Source organism: Stenotrophomonas sp. YJH_SMC_110 (assembly GCF_059369255.1).
In genome coordinates, this window is record NZ_JCAFSM010000002.1 from 419,952 (window position 1) to 441,103 (window position 21,152).

Below are 21,152 nucleotides of genomic sequence, written 5' to 3' on the forward strand. Positions count from 1 at the left end.
CTATGAGCGATACCCTCCGTGACCAGCTGATGGGCCTGGGCTTCAAGCCTGCGCCCAAGCCAGAGCGCAAGAATGATGGCCCCCGCCGTGATGGCCGCCCGCAGGGCAAGGGTGGCAACGGCAATGGAAAGCCGCAGGGCGCTGGCAAGGGCGAGCACAAGCCCGGCCAGCGTCGCGGTCCTGGCCATGGCGGCCCGGGCAAGCCCGGCCAGTCGCGTGGCCCGGGCCAGCAGGGCCCGCGCAAGCCGCGCAGCGCAGAAGAGATGGACCTGGCCAAGGCCTACGCCATCCGCGCGCAGAAGGAAAAGGAAGAGCGCATCGAAACCGAGCGCCTGAAGCAGGAAGAGGCGCGTGTGCGCCGCGAGGCCAAGACCAAGCTGGAAGAACTGCTGAAGGACAAGGGCCTGAATGCCGAAGCGGCGGACATTGCCCGCCACTTCCCCTACGGCGGCAAGATCAAGCGCATCTATGTGACCGCCGAACAGCTGACCGCGCTCAACGCCGGTGAGCTGGGTGTGGTCCAGCTCAATGGCCGCTACCTGCTGGTGACCGCCGAGGTGCTGGCGCAGTGCGAGGCGGTGTTCGCCGCATCGGTGGCGCTGAAGGTCGATCCGAATGCGCCGGCCGAGGAAGATCCGTACGCGGACCCGCAGTACCAGGTGCCGGACGACCTGGTCTGGTAAACGCGTGACCGCCGCGGGCGCGCTGCCGTCGCGGCCGTGGGGGTAGGGATGACCGCTGATCCAAGCCGTGGCTACGTGCCGCACATTGACGGCCTGCGCGCGATCGCCGTGCTGGCCGTCATCGTGTTCCACCTGGACCCGGCCTGGTTGCCAGGCGGGTTCACCGGCGTGGATGTGTTCTTCGTCATCTCCGGTTTCGTGGTCAGCGCGTCGGTACACCGGCTGCCGCCGCTGTCGCTGGGGCAGTCGATGCTGCGCTTCTATGCGCGCCGCATCCGTCGCATCGCGCCGGCGCTGTTGGCCTGCCTGTTGCTGACTGCCGTGGCAAGCGTGCTGTTCATTCCCGAGTCCTGGCTCAGCGAAGCCAGTGACAGGACCGGACTGATGGCGTTCTTCGGCTTCAGCAACTGGGTGCTGGCAGCGATCGGCAACGACTATTTCGCACCCAGGGCCGAATTCAATCCCTACACCCACACCTGGTCGCTGGGCGTGGAAGAGCAGTTCTACCTGCTGTTCCCGCTGCTGTTCCTGGCTTGGGCGCGCGGTGCACGCGGGCGCTGGATCAGCCTGGGCCTGTTCGCCCTGGTCAGCATGGCGTCGCTGCTGCATGCGGCGGTGCTGGGTCTGCGCGAGGCGCCGCCATCGTGGGCGTTCTATGCCACCAGCACCCGCCTCTGGCAACTGGGGGTGGGCGTGCTGCTGTTCCAGCTGCTGCATGTGCGCGAATCGCTGGACCCGGCAACCGGCCAGGCACTGAAGCGCGCCGCGCCGGTGTTCTCCCTGCTGGCCATGGTGGCGCTGGGCCTGCTGGGGTGGGCGTTGTGGTCCGCGCGTGCCGGGCGGTCACCGTGGCCTGACGGCGTGCTGCCGGCCTTCGCCACCGCGGGCCTGCTGTGGGCGCTGCATCATCATCCGCAGGCATGGGTGGCGCGCCTGTTGGCCAGCGCCCCGATGCGCCGTATCGGCCTGCTGTCGTACTCGCTGTACCTGTGGCACTGGCCGGTGTTCGTGCTGATGCGCTGGACCGTGGGCCTGCAGACACCCTTGCAGATGACCACCGCGATGGCGTTGGTGCTGCTGCTGTCATGGCTGTCGTGGCGCTGGGTGGAACAGCCGTTCCGCGGCACGTTGGCGCAGCGCCTGCGTCCCGGGCGTTGGGTGCTGGCCGGCGCGGTCGTACTGCTGTGCGCCGCCGGCATCCAGACAGTGCTCTACCTGCAGGCGCCGCGGCTGTCGTTGAGTACGGTCAGCCGGCATCCGGCCGATTGGTACCCCAATGGCAAGAGCGTGGCCGGTGACTATCCCGAGTGCGCACTGGTGGTCGCCAAGCATCGTTTCGAAGGCGGTAGTGCGCGCACCTTTGCCCGTGGAGACTGCGACCGCCCGCTACCGGTTGGCGCGCCGAAGCGGGTGTTCGTTGCTGGTGATTCGCATGCGATGGCCTACATCGAGCTGCTGCAGCGACTGGCCCTGGAAACCGGCTCGGCGGTCTCCCTCTATGGCCGCGGCGGATGCCCGCAGGTGAGCCTGCAGAAGTGGCGCGGTGCCGGTGCCGGTTGCGCTGATTTCGACGCCGCGGTGTTCGCCGATATCGTGCGGCGTGCGCAGCCGGGGGATGCCGTGGTGCTGGTGTCGTTGCGCGTGCCACGCCTTTCCGATCAGTTCGTGCTGTTCGATGCGCAGGCGCAGCTGGCGGGCGAACTGACGGCAGAGGCCGCGGCAGGACGCGACGCCGAAGTGGCCGAGGCGGTCGCGCAGTGGAGACCCCTGGCCGAGCGTGGCGTGCGCATCGTGCTGGAGGCGCCCAAGCCAGTGCTGCCAGCGCCTCCTTATCGCTGCTCGGACCGCTTCAATGCCCGCAACGAGGTCTGCCGCAACGGCCTGGACAGCACGCGCGTCGCGATGGAAACGTTGCGGGCACCCATGCTGGGCAGCCTGCAGCAGGTGGTCGATGGACTGCCAGGTGGCGTGCTGTGGGACCCGATGCCGGTGCTGTGCGACGACGCGTTATGTCCAGCCCAGCGCGATGGGCGGCCGCTGTTCTTCGATGGCGATCATCTCAGTGCGCATGGCAACCGGGTGCTGCTGCCCTCGCTGCAACAGGTGCTGTTGCAGCGCTGAGCCGGGCAGGGGTCAGCGCACGCGGCTGTTCCGTCGCGCACGTATGAGCGGCAGGCTCAGTGCGAAGAAACAGAGCAGGGCGCCAATCAGGGCGAAGCCGCTGCCGGCCAGGAACGCGGTGCGACCATCGTCGATCTTCCACAGTTGGCCGGCAATGAGTGCGCCGAGCACACCGCCGACACCGGACGAGAATCCGTACAGCAGCCCCTGGCCATGCCCATTGAGGCGACCGGGGAAGTAGGTCGCCAGCATCTGCATCGCTGCTGCGAAGAACGCCGCAAAGCCCAGCGCGTGCGCGCTCTGCGCCAGCAGCATCACCGGCAGGTTTTCCGGGAACAGTGCGGTCACGGCCCAGCGCAGGCAGGAACTGACCAGCGCGATCAACAGCATCCAGCTGGCGTCATAGCGGCGGAAGAAGCGGCCGATGGTGAAGAACACGCCCACTTCGAAGACCACACCGATGGTCCACAACAGGCCCAGGGTGGAGGTGCGGTAGCCGTGATGGTCCATGTAGACCGAAAAGAACGTGTAGTACGGGCCGAAAGACAGTTGCTCCATGAAGGCGGCCAGGAAGAACGCCAGCACCGGCGGTCGGCGCACGATCTGCCAGAAGCCGCTGGCGTCGCCGCCGGTCTTGCCGATGCCGCGCGCGTAGTGGTTGCTGAAGGCCGAGGCGACCAGCAGCGCGAACAGTGGCAGCATCATCCACGGCAGCAGCCCGGCGTGGCTGGCCGTGCCGTCATCTTCGATCAGCCAGCCGAACAGGGTCACGACGGCGATGAAGCCGAGCGAGCCCCAGACCCGGATCAACCCGTAGCGATGGCTGTCGTTGCCCAGATGGGTGAGGGTGATCGACTCGAACTGCGGCATCACCGCGTTGTAGAAGAAGCAGAACACCACCATCGCCGGGTACATCCACGGCTGTGGCAGCGGCAGCAGGAATACCGCGAAGCTGAGCAGGGTCAGCACGCAGCCCGCGCGCAGCAGGCGGATCGGTCGTGGCGATGCGGCCGCCAGCGAGGTCCAGGTGCTGGGCGCGATCACGCGGGTGGCGTACCACAGGCCCATCATCACGCTGATGGCCGTCACGCTCATGCCGCGCGCGGTCAGGAACAGGCTCCAGTACGGCGTGAACGCGCCCAGCGCCGCGTAGTAGAACAGGTAGAAGCTGGAGAGGCGTGCAACGGGAACGGTCATCGCGGAATGATGAGGCAAAAAAGGGGACGGAGGGAATTAAGTCGCGAATGCATAAACGACTTAATCCCCTCCGTCCCCTTTTTGTGTCATTCGGGGTCGTAGTCGAGGTTGGAGGCCAGCCAGCGTTCGGCCTGGGCGCGGTCCACGCCCTTGCGGCGGGCGTAATCGCTGACCTGTTCGCGGCTGAGCCGGCCGACCACGAAGTACTGGCTCTGCGGATGGCTGAAGTAGTAGCCCGAGACAGCGGCCGTGGGCAGCATCGCGAAGCTCTCGGTCAATTCCATGCCGGCGTTTGCTTCGGCCTGCAGCAGGTCGAACAGGCGCCGTTTCTCGCTGTGTTCCGGGCAGGCCGGATAGCCAGGCGCCGGCCGGATGCCGCGATACTGCTCGTCGATCAGGGCGTCGTTGTCCAGCGCCTCGGCGCGCTCATGGCCCCAGAATTCGGTACGCACGCGCTGGTGCAGGCGCTCGGCCAGCGCCTCGGCGAGGCGGTCGGCCAGTGCTTTCAGCAGGATCGCGTTGTAGTCGTCATGCTCGGCCTCGAAGCGCGCGACGTGCGCGTCGATGCCGATACCGGCAGTGACTGCGAACGCGCCGATCCAGTCCTGCTTGCCACTGTCGAGGGGCGCGATGAAATCGGCCAGGCAGAAGTCCGGGCGCTCGGCAGGCTTGTCTACCTGCTGGCGCAGGAAGTGCAGGGTCGTTTCGCCCTGCGGGTGCTGCACGCGGACGTCGTCGCCGATGCTGTTGGCCGGCCACAGGCCGAACACGGCCTTGGCCGTCAGCCACTTCTCGCCGACGATGCGCTCGAGCATCGCGCGCGCATCGCGGTACAGCTCGCTGGCCTGGGTGCCGACGATCTCGTCGGTGAGGATGGCCGGGAACTTGCCGGCCAGCTCCCAGGCCTGGAAGAACGGTGTCCAGTCGATGTAGTCGACCAGTTCGTCCAGCGGGTAGTCATCGAACACGTGCAGGCCGGGTTGTTCCGGTGCCGGTGGCGTGTAGCTGTCCCAGCCGCCCTGGAATTTCTGCGCGCGCGCATGTTCCAGCGTCACCAGGCGCTTGGCGTCGCCACGGTTGCGGTGGCGGGCGCGGATCTCGGCATAGTCGGCCTCGTTGGCCGCGACGAAGGCTTCGCGCAGGTCGCGTGAGATCAGCGACTGGGCCACGCCCACCGCGCGCGAGGCGTCCTTCACCCACACCGTAGGCGCTTTGTAGTGCGGGTCGATCTTCAGCGCGGTGTGCGCGCGCGAGGTGGTGGCGCCGCCGATCAGCAGCGGCAGGTCGAAGCCCTGGCGCTCCATCTCGCGGGCGACGTGGCTCATCTCCTCCAGCGACGGGGTGATCAGTCCGGACAGTCCGACCAGGTCGGCGTTGTGCTCGCGGGCGGCATCGAGGATCTTCTGCGCCGGCACCATCACGCCCAGGTCGACCACCTCGAAGTTGTTGCAGGCCAGGACCACGCCGACGATGTTCTTGCCGATGTCATGCACATCGCCCTTCACCGTGGCCATGATGATCTTGCCATTGCTCTTGGCGGTATCACCGCTGCGTGCCTTCTCCGCCTCGATGTACGGCAGCAGGTAGGCCACCGCCTTCTTCATCACGCGTGCGGATTTCACCACCTGCGGCAGGAACATCTTGCCGGCACCGAACAGGTCGCCCACGATGTTCATGCCGTCCATCAGCGGGCCCTCGATCACGTCCAGCGGGCGGCTGGAGGCCTGCCGGGCCAGCTCGGTGTCTTCCTCGACAAAGGCATCCAGGCCGTGCACCAGCGCATGTGCCAGGCGCTGCGCCACCGGCTTCCCGCGCCAGGCCAGGTCCTCGGTCTTCGCCGCGCCCTTGCTGCCCTTGTAGCGCTCGGCGATCTCCAGCAGGCGCTCGGTGGCATCGCTGCGGCGGTTGAGGATCACGTCCTCGACGCGCTCGCGCAGCTCAGGCTCCAGCTCGTCGTAGATCGGCATGGCGCCGGCGTTGACGATGCCCATGTCCATGCCGGCGGCGATGGCGTGGTAGAGGAACACCGAGTGGATGGCCTGGCGCACCGTTTCGTTGCCGCGGAACGAGAACGAGACGTTGGAGACGCCGCCGGAGACGTGGCAGTGCGGCAGGGTCTGCTTGATGATGCGGGTGGCTTCGATGAAGTCCACCGCAAAGTTGTCGTGCTCTTCGATGCCGGTGGCGACGGCGAAGATGTTCGGGTCGAAGATGATGTCCTGCGGCGGGAAGCCGATCTCGTCGACCAGGATGCGGTAGGCGCGGGTGCAGATCTCGACCTTGCGCGCGCAGGTATCGGCCTGCCCGCTTTCATCGAAGGCCATGACCACCGCGGCGGCGCCATAGCGCAGGACCTTGCGCGCGTGTTCGCGGAACAGCGCCTCGCCTTCCTTCAGCGAGATCGAATTGACCACGCTCTTGCCCTGCAGGCACTTCAACCCGGCCTCGATCACGCTCCACTTGGAGGAGTCGACCATGACCGGGATGCGGGCGATGTCCGGCTCGGACATGATCAGGTTGAGGTAGCGGGTCATTGCCGCTTCCGAATCGATCAGGCCCTCGTCCATGTTGACGTCGAGGATCTGCGCGCCGCTGGCGACCTGCTGGCGGGCCACGTCCACCGCTTCTTCGTAGCGGCCTTCCTTGATGAGCTTGCGGAACTGCGCACTGCCGGTGACGTTGGTGCGTTCGCCGACGTTGATGAACAGCAGGTCCGGAGTGATGACCAGGGGTTCCAGGCCGGACAGGCGGGTAGGGCGGACAGGCGTCATGGCAGGCGTCGGCTCAACAGCAGGAGGGCGGGAAGTGTGGAACGGTGGCGGCGACATTCATGCGGCCTGCTCCTGGACACCGGGCAGGGCGCGCGGCGGCAGCCCGGCCACGGCGCGGGCGATCGCACGGATGTGGTCGGGGGTGGAGCCGCAGCAGCCGCCGACCAGGTTCAACAGGCCATCCTCGGCGAAGCCGCGCAGGGTGGTGGCCATCTCTTCAGGCGTTTCGTCGTACTCGCCGAAGGCGTTGGGCAGGCCCGCGTTGGGGTGCGCGCTGACGTAACAGTCGGCGACCTGCGAGAGGGTCTCCACGTGCGGGCGCATCGCCTCGGCGCCCAGCGCGCAGTTCAAGCCGATCGACAGCGGGCGCGCATGCGCCAGTGACGCATGGAAGGCCTCGGCGGTCTGCCCGGACAGGGTGCGCCCGGAGGCGTCGGTGATGGTGCCGGAGATCATCACCGGCAGGCGTGCACCACGCGCGTCGAAGGCCTCCTCCAGCGCATACAGCGCGGCCTTGGCATTGAGCGTGTCGAAGATGGTCTCGACCATGAGGGTGTCGGCGCCGCCATCGATCAGGCCCTCGATGGCTTCGCGATAGGTGTCGCGCAACTCGTCGAAGCTGGTGTTGCGGAAGCCCGGATCGTTGACGTCGGGACTGATCGAAGCGGTGCGGCTGGTGGGACCGATCACCCCGATCACGAAGCGCGGCTTGCCCGGCGTGGCCGCAGCCACCGCATCGCAGCAGGCGCGTGCAACGGCGGCGCCGGCCTTGTTCAGCTCGTACACCAGGTGTTCGAGGTGGTAGTCGGCCTGGCTGACCGAAGTGGCGTTGAAGGTGTTGGTCTCGACCAGATCCGCCCCGGCGTCCAGGTATGCGGTATGGATGTCGGCGATGACCTGCGGCCGGGTCAGCAGCAGCAGGTCGTTGTTGCCCTTCAGGTCATGGCCTTCAGGCGTGCCGTGGTCGCAGCCGGGACCGTGCGCATGGTCATAGCCATCGGCGAATCGCTCGCCGCGGTAGTCGTCTTCCTGCAGGCCATGGCGCTGGATCATCGTGCCCATCGCGCCGTCGATGATCAGGATCCGCTCGCGCAGGGCGTCGAGCAGGGCGTTTGCACGATCAGGATGCAACCAGGGCAGGGCAGGCATGGTGGTCTCGGGCTCAGGGCTTGTTGGCGATCAGCGAAATCACTTCGAAGTGCGGCGGACGCTTCTCGCGGGTGACCGTTTCCAGGCTGGACACCTGCAGGCCGGCCTTGTCGACGAACTTGCGCAGCTCCTTGTCGCTGAAGCCGAGGTTGACGTGGCCATAGGCCTCCACCGCTGCCTTGTGCTCGTGACGGGCCAGGCTGCACAGCAGCAGGCGGCCGCCCGGGCGCAGCACGCGTGCGGCTTCGGTTACGGCCTGCGCCGGCTTGCTGGCATAGGTCAGCGCGTGCATCAGCACCACCAGGTCGAAGCTGCCGTCCTTGAACGGCAGGGCATGCATGTCACCCTCGCGGACTTCCACATTGGGCAGCCGGCGCAGGCGCTCGCTGGCAGCGGCGACCACGCGCGCGCTGGTATCGATGCAGATGTAGCGCTTGGCGTGGGGGGCGACCAGTTCGGCCAGCACGCCGTCACCGGAGGCGATGTCCAGCACGTCGCCGGTCTCCAGCAACGGCAAGGCGGTGCGCGCCAGCGCCTCCCAGGTACGGCCCGGAGAGTAGTGGCGCTCCATGTCGCCGGCCACGCTGTCGGCCCAGTTCTGGTCAGAGGCGCGATGGGCCAGCACTGCAGCCACGCGCTCGGCATCCTGGCGCAGCAACGGGTCGTCGCTTCCGTTGCTCAAGGCATGCCACAATGCACGCTGCGCCGGGTCCAGCTGGGCTTCGTCGAAACGGTAGTAGGCCGACACGCCGGCACGGCGGTCGCGGACCAGGCCGGCTTCCTTCAGGCGCGCCAGGTGGGTGGACACGCGCGGCTGCGCCAGCCGGGTGATTGCCGACAGTTCGGCCACGGTCAGTTCCTCCTGCTCCAGCAGCGCCAGCAGGCGCACGCGGGTGGCATCGGCGAACACCTTCAGGCGGGTCGACCAGTCTTCCAGATCCATAAATATCTACCTATCGCGATATAGAGATATATTCGCCGAAAGGGCCTGCCGCGGTCAAGTCGCCAGCGTACGGAAACAGCCGGCCCCCGGTACAATCGGAGCACCTGGGCGCGCCGTATGCGGCCCATAACTTCATGTACCCGGGAGGGTGTTGTGGATTTCAGCTTTACCGAAGAGCAGTTGATGCTGCAGGACGTGGCGCGGCGCATCGCGCAGGAAAAGATCGCCCCCAGCGCGGAGCACCATGACCGCACCGGCGAGTTCCCGCTGGACAACATCCGCCTGCTGGGCGAGAACGGCCTGATGGGCATCGAAGTGCCGACCGAGTACGGCGGTGCGGGCATGGACCCGGTTGCGTACGTGCTGGCGATGGTGGAGGTCGCCGCCGCCGACGCCGCTCACTCGACCATCATGTCGGTCAACAACTCGCTGTTCTGCAACGGCATCCTCACCCACGGTACCGAGCAGCAGAAGCAGACCTACGTGCGTGCCATCGCCGAAGGCACCGCCATCGGCGCGTTCGCGCTGACCGAGCCGCAGTCCGGTTCCGATGCCACTGCCATGCGCTGCCGCGCGGTGAAACAGGCCGACGGCACCTTCGTCATCAATGGCAAGAAGAGCTGGATCACCTCCGGCCCGGTGGCCAAGTACATCGTGCTGTTCGCGATGAGCGAGCCGGACAAGGGCGCGCGCGGCATCACCGCCTTCATCATCGATACCGACAAGGCCGGTTTCGGTCGTGGCAAGACCGAGCCCAAGCTGGGCATCCGCGCCTCGGCCACCTGCGAGATCGAGTTCAACGATTACGTGGCGCAGGCCGAGGACGTGCTGGGCCAGGAGGGCGAGGGCTTCAAGATCGCCATGAGCGTGCTCGATGCCGGCCGCATCGGTATCGCCTCGCAGGCCATCGGCATCGCCCGTGCCGCCTATGAAGCGACCCTGGAGTACGTGAAGGAGCGCAAGGCCTTCGGTGCCGCCATCGGCACCTTCCAGATGACCCAGGCCAAGATTGCCGACATGAAGTGCAAGCTGGATGCAGCGCTGCTGCTGACGTTGCGCGCGGCTTGGGTGAAGGGCCAGGGCAAGCGCTTCAGCAACGAAGCCGCCATCGCCAAGCTCACCGCCTCGGAAGCGGCGATGTGGATCACCCACCAGGCGGTGCAGATCCACGGCGGCATGGGGTATTCGAAGGAGATGCCGCTGGAGCGTTACTTCCGTGATGCCAAGATCACCGAGATCTATGAAGGCACCTCGGAAATCCAGCGCCTGGTGATCGCCCGCAACGAAACCGGACTGCGCTGAGACGCAACGGCCGCGCCGCTGCAATGGCGGCGCGGCCGGTCGATCCGCGCCACGCGTGGATGCGCTGTGCTCTTGGCCGAACGATGCCGGATCTGTTCCAATGCAGGCCGTTTCCATACGGTCTGCACAGATGATCTATCGTGGTTGGGGAATCCTGACACTGATCACGCCGATCGCAGCGATCCTGCTGCTGGCGTATTTCTTCCCGCACGCAGGCCCCAAGGGCAACACCCCACTCTCGCAGGTGTTGCTGGGTGCCAGCATTGGCGCGGCGGTGAACGTGCTGCTGGGCCTGTGGCTCAACCGGGCACCCCGGCAGAAGGGCGAAGTGGCGCCCCATCATTTCTTCTTTGTGCCCATGCAGTGGGCTGCACTGGTAATCGTGGCAGTGTGCCTGGTGGTCGCGCTGTTGCGCTGAAACGTGACTCGAACGGCGCCCACCAAGGTTGGCGGCTACCGGGCATGCCGTTGCCCTGGTAGATGCCAACCTTGGTTGGCATGAATTCAAAGGCGGCAAGAAAAAGGCCCCGGATCGCTCCGGGGCCTTTTCGTTTCAGCGCACTGCCGGATCAACGATCCGGGCGGTGTGCAGCATCCGCGTCGCGCTGGCGTTCCATGAACTCCTTGGACGGTTCATCCAGCTTGTCGCCCAGCATGCGGCGCACGACCACGAAGAACACCGGGATCATCAGCAGGCCGAGCAGGGTGGCGAACAGCATGCCGCCGATCACGCCGGTACCGATGGCGTGGCGGGAATTGGCGCCGGCGCCGGTGGAGATCGCCATCGGGATCACGCCCATGATGAACGCGAACGAGGTCATCAGGATCGGGCGGAAGCGCAGGCGGGCCGCTTCGATGGTGGCATCGCGCAGGTTCTTGCCGGCTGCGCGCTGCTCCACCGCGAACTCCACGATCAGGATCGCGTTCTTCGCGGCCAGGCCGATCACGGTGATCAGGCCGATCTTGAAGAACAGATCGTTGGGCAGGCCGCGCAGCATCGACAGGCCCAGTGCGCCCAGCACGCCCAGCGGCACCACCAGCAGCACCGCCACCGGGATCGACCAGCTTTCATACAGGGCGGCCAGGCACAGGAACACCACCACGATGGACAGCACCAGCAGCAGCGTGGCGGCATTGCCGGCCAGGATTTCCTGGTAGGACATGCCGGACCAGTCGTAGCCGAAGCCGGCCGGCAGGTCGTCGTTGACGATGCTCTCCATGGTCTGCATCGCTTCGCCCGAGCTGGTGCCTGGGGCCTGCGAGCCGACGATGTTGATCGCCGAGTAGCCGTTGTAGCGGCTCAGCGACGGCGGTGCCGACACCCATTCGGACTTGACCACCGTGTTGAGCGGGATCATCGCGTTGGTGCCATCGGCGTTCTGGGTCAGGGTGGAGGGGCTGTAGAAGCTCTTCAGCGACTCCTGGCCGGTGCGGTACGGGCCATCGGCCTGCATGGTCACGCGCTTGATGCGGCCTTCGTAGAAGAAGTCGTTGACATAGACCGGGGCCAGCATCAGCTGGATGGTGCTGTACACGTCCGACACCGACATGCCCATCGACTGCGCCTGCACGCGGTCCACGTGCAGCTGCAGCTGCGGGGCGTTCTCCAGCCCGTTCGGACGCACGCCGACCAGGGCTTCGGGCTTCTGCGCGGCCTTGCCCAGCAGGATGTTGCGCGCCTGGGTCAGCTGTTCGTAGCCGGCACCACTGCGGTCCTGCAGCCACATGTCGAAGCCGCCGAACTGGCCGAGGCCCTGCACGGTGGGCAGGTTGACCACGAAGATCTGCGCTTCCTTGATGCCGTAGAACGCACCGTTCATGTTCTGGATGAACTCGGGCGCGGTGAACTTGCGTTCCTCCCACGGCTTCAGGCGGATGAAGCCCATGCCCACGTTCTCGCCGGAACCGACGAAGCTGAAGCCGGCCACCTGCAGCATGCCTTCATAGCCATCCTGCTTTTCCAGGATGCCACGCATCTGCGCGAACACTTCGTTGGTCTGGCCCTTGGTCGAGCCCGGCGGCAGCTGCACGATCGCCAGCGCATAGCCCTGGTCTTCTTCCGGCAGGAAGCTGCCCGGCATGCGGGTGAACAGGAAGCCGCACAGCGCGGTCAGCACCACGAACAGGATCATCCAGCGCGGCGCATGGCGCACCGCCGAGGTGATGTGGCCCACGTAGGTGTGGCTGATCTTGTCGTAGTACTTGTTGAAGGTGCGGTAGACGATGTTCGGGTTGTCGTTGTGCGTCGGCTTGAGGAAGGTCGCGCACAGCGCCGGGGTGAAGCCCAGTGCCAGGAACGCCGAGAACGCCATCGAGATGGCGATGGTCAGGGCGAACTGCTTGTAGATCTCACCGGCGGCGCCGCCCTGCAGGGCGGACGGGATGAACACCGCCGCCAGCACGACGGTGATCGCCACCACCGCGCCGGTGATCTGGGTCATCGCCTTCTGCGTGGCCGGCTTCGGCGCCAGGCCTTCCTCGCTCATGATGCGTTCGACGTTCTCGATCACCACGATCGCATCGTCGACCACGATGCCGATCGCCAGCACCATCGCGAACAGGGTCAGCTGGTTGATCGTGAAGCCGATCATCCACATGCCCAGGAAGGTACCGAGCAGGGCGACGGGGATGACCAGGGTCGGGATCAGTGTGGCGCGGAAGTTCTGCAGGAAGATCAGCATCACCAGGAACACCAGCAGGACCGCTTCAAACAGGGTCTTGACCACTTCCTGGATCGAGATCTTGACGAAGGTGGTGCTGTCGTACGGCGAGAACCAGGTCACCCCGGACGGGAAACTGGGCTGCAGCTCGTCCATCTTGGCGCGCACCGCTTCGGCCACGTTCAGGGCGTTGGCGCCCGGCAGCAGCTGGATGGCGAAGGCGCCGGTCGGCTTGCCGTTGTACTGGGTGTCGAAGCCGTAGTTGTTGGCACCGAAGGCGACGCGGGCGATGTCCTTGAGCAGCACGCGCGAGCCATCGGCGTTGGCGCGCAGGATGATGTTCTCGAATTCCTGCGGCGAGCTGAAGCGGCCTTCGGCCGAGACCGTGGCGGTGAAGTGCTGGCCTTCCGGCGACGGGTCCGAACCCAGCGCACCGGCGGCGAACTGCACGTTCTGCGCACGTACCGCGGCCAGTACCTGGCTGGCCGACAGGCCATAGCCCTGCATCTTCTCCGGGTTCAGCCAGATGTTCATGGCGTACTCGGAACCGAACTGCTGGGTGCTGCCGACGCCGGGGATACGCGAGACCTGGTCGAGCACGCGCGAGCCGACGATGTCGTTCAGGGCGTCACGGTTGATGGTCGGGGTATCGGACTGCAGCGCCACCACCATCAGGAAGCCGGCATTGGCCTTGGCCACCACCACGCCCTGCTGGGTCACTTCCGAAGGCAGTCGTGGCGTGGCCAGCGAAACCTTGTTCTGCACCTGCACCTGGGCGATGTCCGGATCGGTACCGGTCTCGAAGGTCAGGGTGATCTGCGCGCGGCCGTTGGAGGCCGACGAGGAGCTGAAGTACAGCAGGTGATCGATACCGGTCAGCTGCTGCTCGATCACCTGGGTGACCGATTTCTCGGTGGTGTCCGCGCTGGCGCCCGGGTAGGTCGCCGAGACGGTGACCTGCGGCGGGGCGATGTTGGGATAGGACTCCACGCCCAGGTTGAGGATCGCGATCACGCCGCTGAGCGAGATCAGGATCGCAACCACCCAGGCGAAGACTGGATGTTCGATGAAAAATTTAGGCATGACGGAAGGTTCCCGTTACTGCTTGTTCGAATCGGTGGTGGCCGGCTTGGCCGCATCGGCCTGTTCCGGCTTGGCGTCGGCCGGTGCCTTGCCTGCCGCCGGTGCTGCGCCAGCCGGAGCGGCGCCGCCTGCGGCAGGCTTGCCGTTGGCGTCCTGCCCCGGGGTCCACGGCTTGGCCACCGCCGGTGCACCTTCCTTGACCTTCTGCACGCCGGCCACGATCACCTTGTCACCGGCGGCCAGGCCGTCGCTGACCAACCAGTTGCCGTTCTGCGCGCCATCGGTCTTCACGTTCTTGCGCACCACCTTGCCGTCGGCACCGACCACCATCACGTAGCCGCCGGTGGTGTCACGCAGCAGCGCCTGCTGCGGCACCAGGTAGGCATTGTTGCGCTCGCCCAGGTTGGCCTGGAAGCTGACGAAGGCGCCCGGCAGCAGGATCTGCTGGGGGTTCGGCAGCAGCGCACGCAGCGACACCGCACCGGTGGCCGGGTCGACCGTGGTCGAGGAGAAGTCCAGCGTGCCCGGCTCACCATAGGTGCTGCCGTCGGCCAGCTTGACGTTGACCGTGGCCTTGCCGTCGCCGGACAGCGCCAGCGAGCCCTTGGCCTGCTGCGCGCGCAGCTGGGTCAGCTCATCCACGCTCAGCGAGAAGTTCACATACAGCGGGTCGAGCTGGTCAACGGTGGTCAGCAGGGTCACATCGCCCTGGCCGACCAGCGCGCCCTCGGTGACCTGCTGCTTGTTGGCCACGCCACTGATCGGCGCGGTCACTTCGGCGTAGCCCAGGTTGATCCGCGAAGAGGTCACTGCCGCTTCGGCCTGCTTGACGGCGGCCAGGGCGGTGCGCTCGGCCGATTCGGCGTTGTCCAGGTCGGACTTGGAGACGAACTGCTGCGGCGCCAGCGAGCGCGCGCGATCGGCGGCGACCTTGGCATTGGCGTAGGTGGCGCGGGCCGAAGCCAGCTGGGCCTCGGAGGCGTTGAGCGAGGCACGCAACGGCGCCGGGTCGATCAGGAACAGGGTCTGGCCCTGCTTGACCTGCGAACCTTCCTGGTAAACGCGCTTGAGCAGCACGCCGGGTACGCGTGCGCGGACGTCGGCGCTGCGGAACGGCGACAGGCGGCCGACCAGCTCGCGCTGCAGCGGCAGGGTCTGCGGCTTGGCGTCGATCACGCCCACCTCCGGCGGCGGGGGCGTCTGCTGTTCCGGCTTCTTGCAGGCAGCCAGCGCGACAGCAACGGCGCACGTCAAGGCAAGGGTGCGGAGTGGGGCGGTCATCAGGAGGAACTCCGGGGTTGGTTTGTAGACGGGGCCGGCGACGGCTGTGGCGCGAACGCGCGCAGGAAGCTGTCGACGGAGAACTCTGCCCAGCGCCGACGCAGGAGCGCGTCATCACGATGGGGGGTATGGAAGCGCTGTTTGTCGAAATCCTGACCGGCGATCATGCTCAGCAGCAGTTCGGCCATGAAGTGCGGGTCGTCATGCCGGAGCTGGCCTTGCATGCAAACGGTTTCAATCCATTCAGCAAGATGAAGCGTCAGCGCGCCGGCACCGTGCCGGTACAGCGTACGCGCCTCTTCGGGAAACTGGGCTGCCTCGGCTGCAATCAGCCGGCAGGCCTGTCCTACGTGCGGTTGGTTGAAATGCTCCAGGAAGTCGGTGGCGAACTGGAGAAGGCTGGCACGCAGGTCGTCACTGCGGAGTGCACGCAGCATGGCCCCGGTGGCGTGGCCGACGTGGCGCTGCATCACCCGGCGCAGCAGTTCCTGCTTGCTGCCGTAGCGCGAGTACAGGGTCTGCTTGGAGCAGCCGGCATGCTGGGCCACCGCGTCCATGCTCATCTGCATGCCCTGCTCGGCCAGCAGTCTGCGCACGGCATCGAACACGCGCTCATCGCGCGCGTCGAGGGCAACGGGGAGGTAGGCCGGGTTCACGCGGTGGACTATACCGTCCAGTTCAGGATTGTGGAATCGAATCGGCGTCGCCGCGTGTGTCTTTCGGTAACACGCTTTGCCGATCCTGTCGGCACTGCTGAAGCAGGCGCCAGCTCCATACCGGAGCGAACTGAATAGGCGTCTAAACCGCAGCAAACCCGAATCTGCTTATTCCGTCCTGCAGCAAGGCCTTTTCGTGCGGTAGGGCTACAATTTCATTTTCCCAACTGAGCAAGCGCATCGCTCTGCCATGAAACCGCAAAAAACCGCAGCCAAGACCGTGAAAAACAAGACGAAACCAGCAGAGTCGGAGGTCGCAGTGACCGCTGGTTTCTCCCTGGAGCCGGTGTACACGGCCTTGCGCAAGCGCTACCCCGCGGCCGCACAGGCCGAAGCGGTGGCCTTCGCCACTGACTTCTACAAGCGCATGGAATCGGACGAGTTCCCGCACCACAGCGCTGAAGAGTGGGCCGCGCTCGCGGCTGAGACGCTGGAATTCGCCCGTGCCCGCAAGGCCGGCAAGGCCAACGTCCGCGTGTTCAATCCGACTGCGAAGGCCAACGGTTGGGAATCGCCGCACACCGTGCTGCAGATCGTCAACGACGACATGCCGTTCCTGGTCGATACCGTCACCATGTCGCTGGCCGAGCAGGGCGTGGGTGTCCACGTGCTGGGCCACCCGGTGCTGCGCTTCACCCGCGACAAGGCCGGCAAGCTGGTCAAGGTCGGCGAGGGCGATGCCGAGTCGGTGATGCTGCTGGAGATCGACCGCCAGCCGGCCGACGCCATGGCTGCCATCGAACAGGCTATCAACAAGGCGCTGGACGAAGTGCGTGCGATCGTGCGCGACTGGCAGCCGATGAAGGACAAGGCACTGGCGCTGGCCGACGACCTCGGCAGCCGCCAGCTGCCGGTCGACGACGCATCGCGCAAGGAAGCACAGGAGTTCCTGCGCTGGGCCGCCGACAACCACTTCACCTTCTTCGGCTACCGCGAATACCGCGTCGAGAAGCAGGGCAAGGAAGAGGTGCTGGCGCCGCTGAACGACACCGGCCTGGGCCTGATGCGCGGCAAGGACAAGTCCGCCGCCCGTCCGGTCAAGACCCTGGCCGCGCAGGGCCTGAACACCACGTCCGGTCTGAAGGATGCGCTGATCCTGACCAAGACCAATGCCCGTTCGCGCGTGCATCGCGCTGGCTACATGGATTACATCGGCGTGCTGGAATTCGACGCCAAGGGCAAGATCATCGGCGAGCAGCGCTTCCTCGGCCTGTTCACCTCCAGCGCCTACAACCGCCGCCCGTGGGAAATCCCGCTGGTGCGCCAGCGCCACGAGCACGTGATGAAGCAGTCGGGCCTGGCCCCGGCCAGCCACAGTGGCAAGGCCCTGCGCCACATCCTGGAAACCCTGCCGCGCGAAGAACTGTTCCAGTCCAGCGAGGACGAACTGTTCCGCACCGCGATGGGCGTGCTGGGCCTGCAGGAGCGCGTGCGCAGCCGCCTGTTCCTGCGCCGCGACAAGTACAGCCGTTTCATCTCCGCGCTGGTCTACCTGCCGCGTGAGCGCTTCAACACCGACGTGCGCCTGCGCATCGAAGCGATGCTGAAGGACGCGCTGCACGGCGAGTACGTCGACAGCTCGGTGGTGCTGGGCGAATCGCCGCTGGCCCAGGTGCACCTGATCGTGCGCCCGAAGCCGGGTGAGATGCTCGACGTCGATACCGCCGAACTGGAGCAGAAGCTGGCCCAGGTGCTGCGCAACTGGCAGGACGACCTGCGCGAAGCGCTGGTGGCCCGCCACGGCGAGACCGAAGGCCTGCGCATCGCCGCCCGTATCGGCAAGGCGCTGCCGGCCGGCTACATCGAAGACAACAGCACCGCGGTTGCCGCCAACGATGTCAGCCAGCTCGACGCCCTGACCGGCCCGGACGACCTGCGCCTGAGCCTGCAGGCCGTGCCGCGCGAAAGCGGTGATGGCCTGCGCCTGAAGCTGTATCGCCAGCTGGACGACATTCCGCTGTCGGACGCGCTGCCGATGATGGAAAACATGGGCCTGCGCGTGATCGCCGAGCGTCCGTACCGCCTGTCGGTCGACAACGCCCCGGTGTACGTGCAGGACTTCGAGGTCGAGTCGACCGCCGGCGCGATCGATGCCGCCAGTGTCGATGAAGCCTTCGGCGAGACCTTCGCCCGCGTCTGGCACGGCGATGCCGAGAACGACGGCTTCAACCGCCTGGTGCTGGCTGCCGGCCTGCACTGGCGCCAGGTCGCCATGCTGCGCGGCTACTGCAAGTACCTGCTGCAGACCGGCGTGCCGTTCTCCCAGGCCTACGTGGAAGGCACCTTCGCGCGCTACCCGCTGCTGGCCCGCCTGCTGGTCGAGCTGTTCGAGGCCCGCTTCGATCCGGCCACCGGCCACGAGAGCAAGGACGACATCGCCGCCGGCCAGGCCCAGCTGAAGGCCCACTTCGACGTGCTGGCTGCCGGTGACGATGCCACCTTGAAGGTGCTCAAGACCGTGGTCGACGCCCGCAAGGGTGACCGCGACGCGCAGATGCAGGCCGCGCGCGATGCGCTGCTGAAGCTGATGGACCGCGTGTCCAGCCTGGACGAGGACCGCATCCTGCGCTCGTTCATGGGCGTGATCGACGCGACCCTGCGTACCAGCTACTACCAGACCGATGCCAACGGCCAGCACGGCCATGTCATCAGCTTCAAGTTCGATTCGGCGCTGGTGCCGGACCTGCCGAAGCCGCGCCCGTACCGCGAGATCTTCGTCTACGGCCCGCGCGTGGAAGGTACCCACCTGCGCTTCGGCGCGGTCGCCCGTGGTGGCCTGCGCTGGTCGGACCGTCGCGAAGACTTCCGTACCGAAGTGCTGGGCCTGGTCAAGGCACAGATGGTCAAGAACACCGTCATCGTGCCGGTCGGCGCGAAGGGCGGCTTCTTCGCCAAGACCCCGCCGGTGAACGGCGACCGTGATGCGATCTTCGCCAACGGCGTGGCCTGCTACAAGCTGTTCATCCAGGGCCTGCTGGACATCACCGACAACATCGTCAACAACAAGATCGTGCCGCCGGTGGATGTCGTGCGCCACGACATGGACGATCCGTACCTGGTGGTGGCCGCCGACAAGGGCACTGCGACCTTCTCCGACATCGCCAACGGCCTGGCCATCGCGCACGGCTTCTGGATGGGCGATGCGTTCGCCTCCGGTGGTTCGGTCGGTTACGACCACAAGGGCATGGGCATCACCGCACGCGGTGCGTGGGAGTCGGTCAAGCGCCACTTCCGTGCGCTGGGCCGTGACAGCCAGAGCCAGGACTTCACCGCGGTCGGCGTCGGCGACATGTCCGGCGACGTGTTCGGCAACGGCATGCTGCTGTCGCGCCACATCCGCCTGGTGGCTGCGTTCGATCACCGCCACATCTTCCTGGACCCGAACCCGGATGCGGCCACCACGTTCGTCGAACGTGAGCGCCTGTTCACCGTGCCGCGTTCGAGCTGGGCGGACTACGATGCCAAGCTGATCAGCAAGGGCGGCGGCGTGTACCCGCGCAGCCTGAAGTCGATCGAGATCACCCCGCAGGTGCGTGAAGCGCTGGGCCTGGACGAGAACGTCAAGGCGCTGTCGCCGAACGAGCTGATGAGCGCGATCCTGAAGGCACCGGTCGACCTGCTGTGGAACGGCGGCATCGGTACCTACGTCAAGGCCGCCAGCGAGCAGCACAGCGATGTCGGCGACCGTGCCAACAACGCGCTGCGCGTGAATGGTGGCGAGCTGCGCTGCAAGGTCGTGGGCGAGGGCGGCAACCTGGGCATGACCCAGCTGGGCCGCATCGAAGCCGCGCAGGCCGGCGTGCTGCTCAACACCGACTTCATCGACAACTCGGCCGGTGTCGACACCTCCGACCATGAAGTCAACATCAAGATCCTGCTCAACGATGTGGTGCGGGCCAAGAAGCTGACCGTCGAGCAGCGCAACAAGCTGCTGGCCTCGATGACCGATGAAGTCGCCGAGCTGGTGCTCAACGACAACTACCGCCAGAACCAGGCGCTGAGCCTGATGGAGCGGATGGCGGTCAAGCGCCTGGGTTCCAAGCAGCACTTCATCCGTACCCTGGAACAGCAGGGCCTGCTTGATCGCCAGATCGAGTTCCTGCCGTCCGATGCCGAGCTGTCGCAGCGCAAGGCGCGCGGCCAGGGCCTGACCCGTCCGGAACTGTCGGTGCTGCTGTCCTACTCCAAGCTGGTGGCATTCGCCCAGCTGCTGGATTCGGACATCCCGGAAGATCCGTACCTGTCCAAGGAACTGCAGCGCTACTTCCCGACCCCGCTGCAGAAGAAGTATGCCGACGCAATGGAGCGTCACCGCCTGAAGCGCGAAATCATCGCCACGGCCGTGACCAACCAGACCATCAACCGCATGGGCGCCACCTTCCTGATGCGCATGCAGGAAGACACCGGCCGTTCCATCGCCGAGGTCGCCAAGGCCTACACCATCAGCCGTGAAACGCTGGATGCACGCGCGCTGTGGGCGCAGATCGATGCCCTCGACGGCAAGGTGCCGGAGTCGGTGCAGATCGACGCCCTGGAAGTGATCTGGAAGCTGCAGCGCTCGTTCGTGCGCTGGCTGCTGTCGCGCCCCGGCGCGATGCCCGGCATCACCGAAGCGGTCAACCGCTACCAGGGCCCGTTCAACGACATCCGCGTTGCCTCGGGTGTGCTGCCGGATTCGCAGCGTCCGACCTACGAAGCCCTGGTGGCCGAGTGGAAGGAAAAGGGCCTGCCGTCCGCGCTGGCGCAGCAGCTGGCCGAACTGCACTTCCTGGAGCCGGCGTTCGACATCATCGAACTGGCCCGTACCCGCAAGCTGAAGCCGGTGGACGTGTCCAAGGTCCACTTCCGCCTGGGCGATGCCCTGCAGCTGCCGTGGCTGTTCGAGCAGGTCGATGCGCTGGAGGTCAATGGCCGTTGGCACGCGGTGGCACGTGGCGTGCTGCGTGACGAGCTGGCCGCCAACCACCGCAATCTGGCGGGCCAGGTGCTGGGTACCAAGGGCAGCAGTGCCGAAGCAAAGGTGGCGGCCTGGATGGGTCGCGACGACAGCAGCCTGCGCTTCACCCTGGCGATGCTGGCCGAACTGGCCGAGCAGAAGACCCTGGACTACCCGACCGTTTCGGTCGCGGTGCAGCGCCTGGGTCAGCTGGCCGCGCATGGTGCGTAAGCGCATTCGCGCTGACGCCCCACGGTTTGCTCTGCAAACCGTGGGCCCCATGCCAACCATGCTCCCAGACCCCCGCGCC

12 protein-coding genes are annotated in these 21,152 nt (G+C 66.3%); 5 read left to right on the plus strand and 7 right to left on the minus strand.

Annotation, left to right across the window (positions count from 1 at the left end; translation table 11 throughout):
• Positions 1-2 precede the first annotated feature (2 nt).
• Together AC5P6H_RS06600 and AC5P6H_RS06605 are read left to right on the plus strand one after the other, a co-directional pair.
• Positions 3-683 carry a DUF2058 domain-containing protein gene (locus AC5P6H_RS06600; protein WP_111207023.1) on the plus strand — a complete coding sequence of 227 codons (681 nt, stop codon included), beginning with the start codon at positions 3-5 and terminating at the stop codon, positions 681-683.
• 48 nt (positions 684-731) lie between these two features.
• Complete coding sequence (locus tag AC5P6H_RS06605) at positions 732-2,804, plus strand: acyltransferase family protein (RefSeq protein ID WP_478405996.1); 2,073 nt, start codon at positions 732-734, stop codon at positions 2,802-2,804.
• Between the two features lie 12 nt (positions 2,805-2,816).
• Here AC5P6H_RS06605 and AC5P6H_RS06610 read toward each other — a convergent pair whose 3' ends face one another.
• The 4 genes from AC5P6H_RS06610 to AC5P6H_RS06625 all read right to left on the minus strand — a co-directional run bounded on the left by AC5P6H_RS06610 (position 2,817) and on the right by AC5P6H_RS06625 (position 8,864).
• Complete coding sequence (locus AC5P6H_RS06610) at positions 2,817-4,001, minus strand: MFS transporter (protein ID WP_111207025.1); 1,185 nt, start codon at positions 3,999-4,001, stop codon at positions 2,817-2,819.
• An 86-nt stretch (positions 4,002-4,087) separates the two neighbouring features.
• Positions 4,088-6,772 (minus strand): methionine synthase, encoded by a 2,685-nt coding sequence (gene metH, locus AC5P6H_RS06615; RefSeq protein WP_495202407.1) that lies wholly within the window; start codon positions 6,770-6,772, stop codon positions 4,088-4,090.
• 57 nt (positions 6,773-6,829) lie between these two features.
• The gene (locus AC5P6H_RS06620) at positions 6,830-7,921 is read right to left on the minus strand and encodes a homocysteine S-methyltransferase family protein (RefSeq protein ID WP_495202408.1); all 1,092 of its coding nucleotides are present in this window, start codon (positions 7,919-7,921) and stop codon (positions 6,830-6,832) included.
• A 13-nt stretch (positions 7,922-7,934) separates the two neighbouring features.
• Entirely contained in the window at positions 7,935-8,864 is a 930-nt protein-coding gene (locus tag AC5P6H_RS06625) for an ArsR/SmtB family transcription factor (protein WP_014037755.1), read from the minus strand.
• Between the two features lie 153 nt (positions 8,865-9,017).
• Here AC5P6H_RS06625 and AC5P6H_RS06630 point away from each other — a divergent pair, with 153 nt between their 5' ends.
• Both AC5P6H_RS06630 and AC5P6H_RS06635 read left to right on the plus strand, forming a co-directional pair.
• Positions 9,018-10,166 (plus strand): acyl-CoA dehydrogenase family protein, encoded by a 1,149-nt coding sequence (locus AC5P6H_RS06630; RefSeq protein ID WP_014647680.1) that lies wholly within the window; start codon positions 9,018-9,020, stop codon positions 10,164-10,166.
• Positions 10,167-10,296: 130 nt separating this feature from the next.
• Positions 10,297-10,584: a hypothetical protein gene (locus AC5P6H_RS06635; protein ID WP_277878426.1), complete on the plus strand. Its 288-nt coding sequence runs from the start codon at positions 10,297-10,299 to the stop codon at positions 10,582-10,584.
• Positions 10,585-10,735: 151 nt separating this feature from the next.
• Here AC5P6H_RS06635 and AC5P6H_RS06640 read toward each other — a convergent pair whose 3' ends face one another.
• From AC5P6H_RS06640 to AC5P6H_RS06650, 3 genes are read right to left on the minus strand one after another with little or no spacing between them, the layout of a single operon-like run.
• Positions 10,736-13,909, minus strand: coding sequence for a multidrug efflux RND transporter permease subunit (locus AC5P6H_RS06640; protein WP_046431562.1), 3,174 nt, complete (start codon positions 13,907-13,909; stop codon positions 10,736-10,738).
• Between the two features lie 15 nt (positions 13,910-13,924).
• Positions 13,925-15,190 (minus strand): efflux RND transporter periplasmic adaptor subunit, encoded by a 1,266-nt coding sequence (locus tag AC5P6H_RS06645; protein WP_288496560.1) that lies wholly within the window; start codon positions 15,188-15,190, stop codon positions 13,925-13,927.
• Positions 15,190-15,846, minus strand: coding sequence for a TetR/AcrR family transcriptional regulator (locus AC5P6H_RS06650; RefSeq protein ID WP_111207029.1), 657 nt, complete (start codon positions 15,844-15,846; stop codon positions 15,190-15,192). Before AC5P6H_RS06650 ends, AC5P6H_RS06645 begins: the two co-directional genes overlap by 1 nt.
• A 250-nt stretch (positions 15,847-16,096) precedes the next feature.
• On the opposite strand from AC5P6H_RS06650, the gene AC5P6H_RS06655 reads away from it, so the two are divergent.
• Positions 16,097-21,073, plus strand: coding sequence for an NAD-glutamate dehydrogenase (locus AC5P6H_RS06655; RefSeq protein ID WP_046431556.1), 4,977 nt, complete (start codon positions 16,097-16,099; stop codon positions 21,071-21,073).
• The last annotated feature ends 79 nt before the right edge of the window (positions 21,074-21,152 follow it).

Bases quoted from the DNA above. Each gene is read 5' to 3' on its own strand.
- AC5P6H_RS06600 (WP_111207023.1), top strand. From the start codon at position 3: ATGAGCGATACCCTCCGTGACCAGCTGATGGGCCTGGGCTTCAAGCCT.
- AC5P6H_RS06605 (WP_478405996.1), top strand. From the start codon at position 732: ATGACCGCTGATCCAAGCCGTGGCTACGTGCCGCACATTGACGGCCTG.
- AC5P6H_RS06610 (WP_111207025.1), bottom strand. From the start codon at position 4,001: ATGACCGTTCCCGTTGCACGCCTCTCCAGCTTCTACCTGTTCTACTAC.
- metH (WP_495202407.1), bottom strand. From the start codon at position 6,772: ATGACGCCTGTCCGCCCTACCCGCCTGTCCGGCCTGGAACCCCTGGTC.
- AC5P6H_RS06620 (WP_495202408.1), bottom strand. From the start codon at position 7,921: ATGCCTGCCCTGCCCTGGTTGCATCCTGATCGTGCAAACGCCCTGCTC.
- AC5P6H_RS06625 (WP_014037755.1), bottom strand. From the start codon at position 8,864: ATGGATCTGGAAGACTGGTCGACCCGCCTGAAGGTGTTCGCCGATGCC.
- AC5P6H_RS06635 (WP_277878426.1), top strand. From the start codon at position 10,297: ATGATCTATCGTGGTTGGGGAATCCTGACACTGATCACGCCGATCGCA.
- AC5P6H_RS06640 (WP_046431562.1), bottom strand. From the start codon at position 13,909: ATGCCTAAATTTTTCATCGAACATCCAGTCTTCGCCTGGGTGGTTGCG.
- AC5P6H_RS06645 (WP_288496560.1), bottom strand. From the start codon at position 15,190: ATGACCGCCCCACTCCGCACCCTTGCCTTGACGTGCGCCGTTGCTGTC.
- AC5P6H_RS06655 (WP_046431556.1), top strand. From the start codon at position 16,097: ATGAAACCGCAAAAAACCGCAGCCAAGACCGTGAAAAACAAGACGAAA.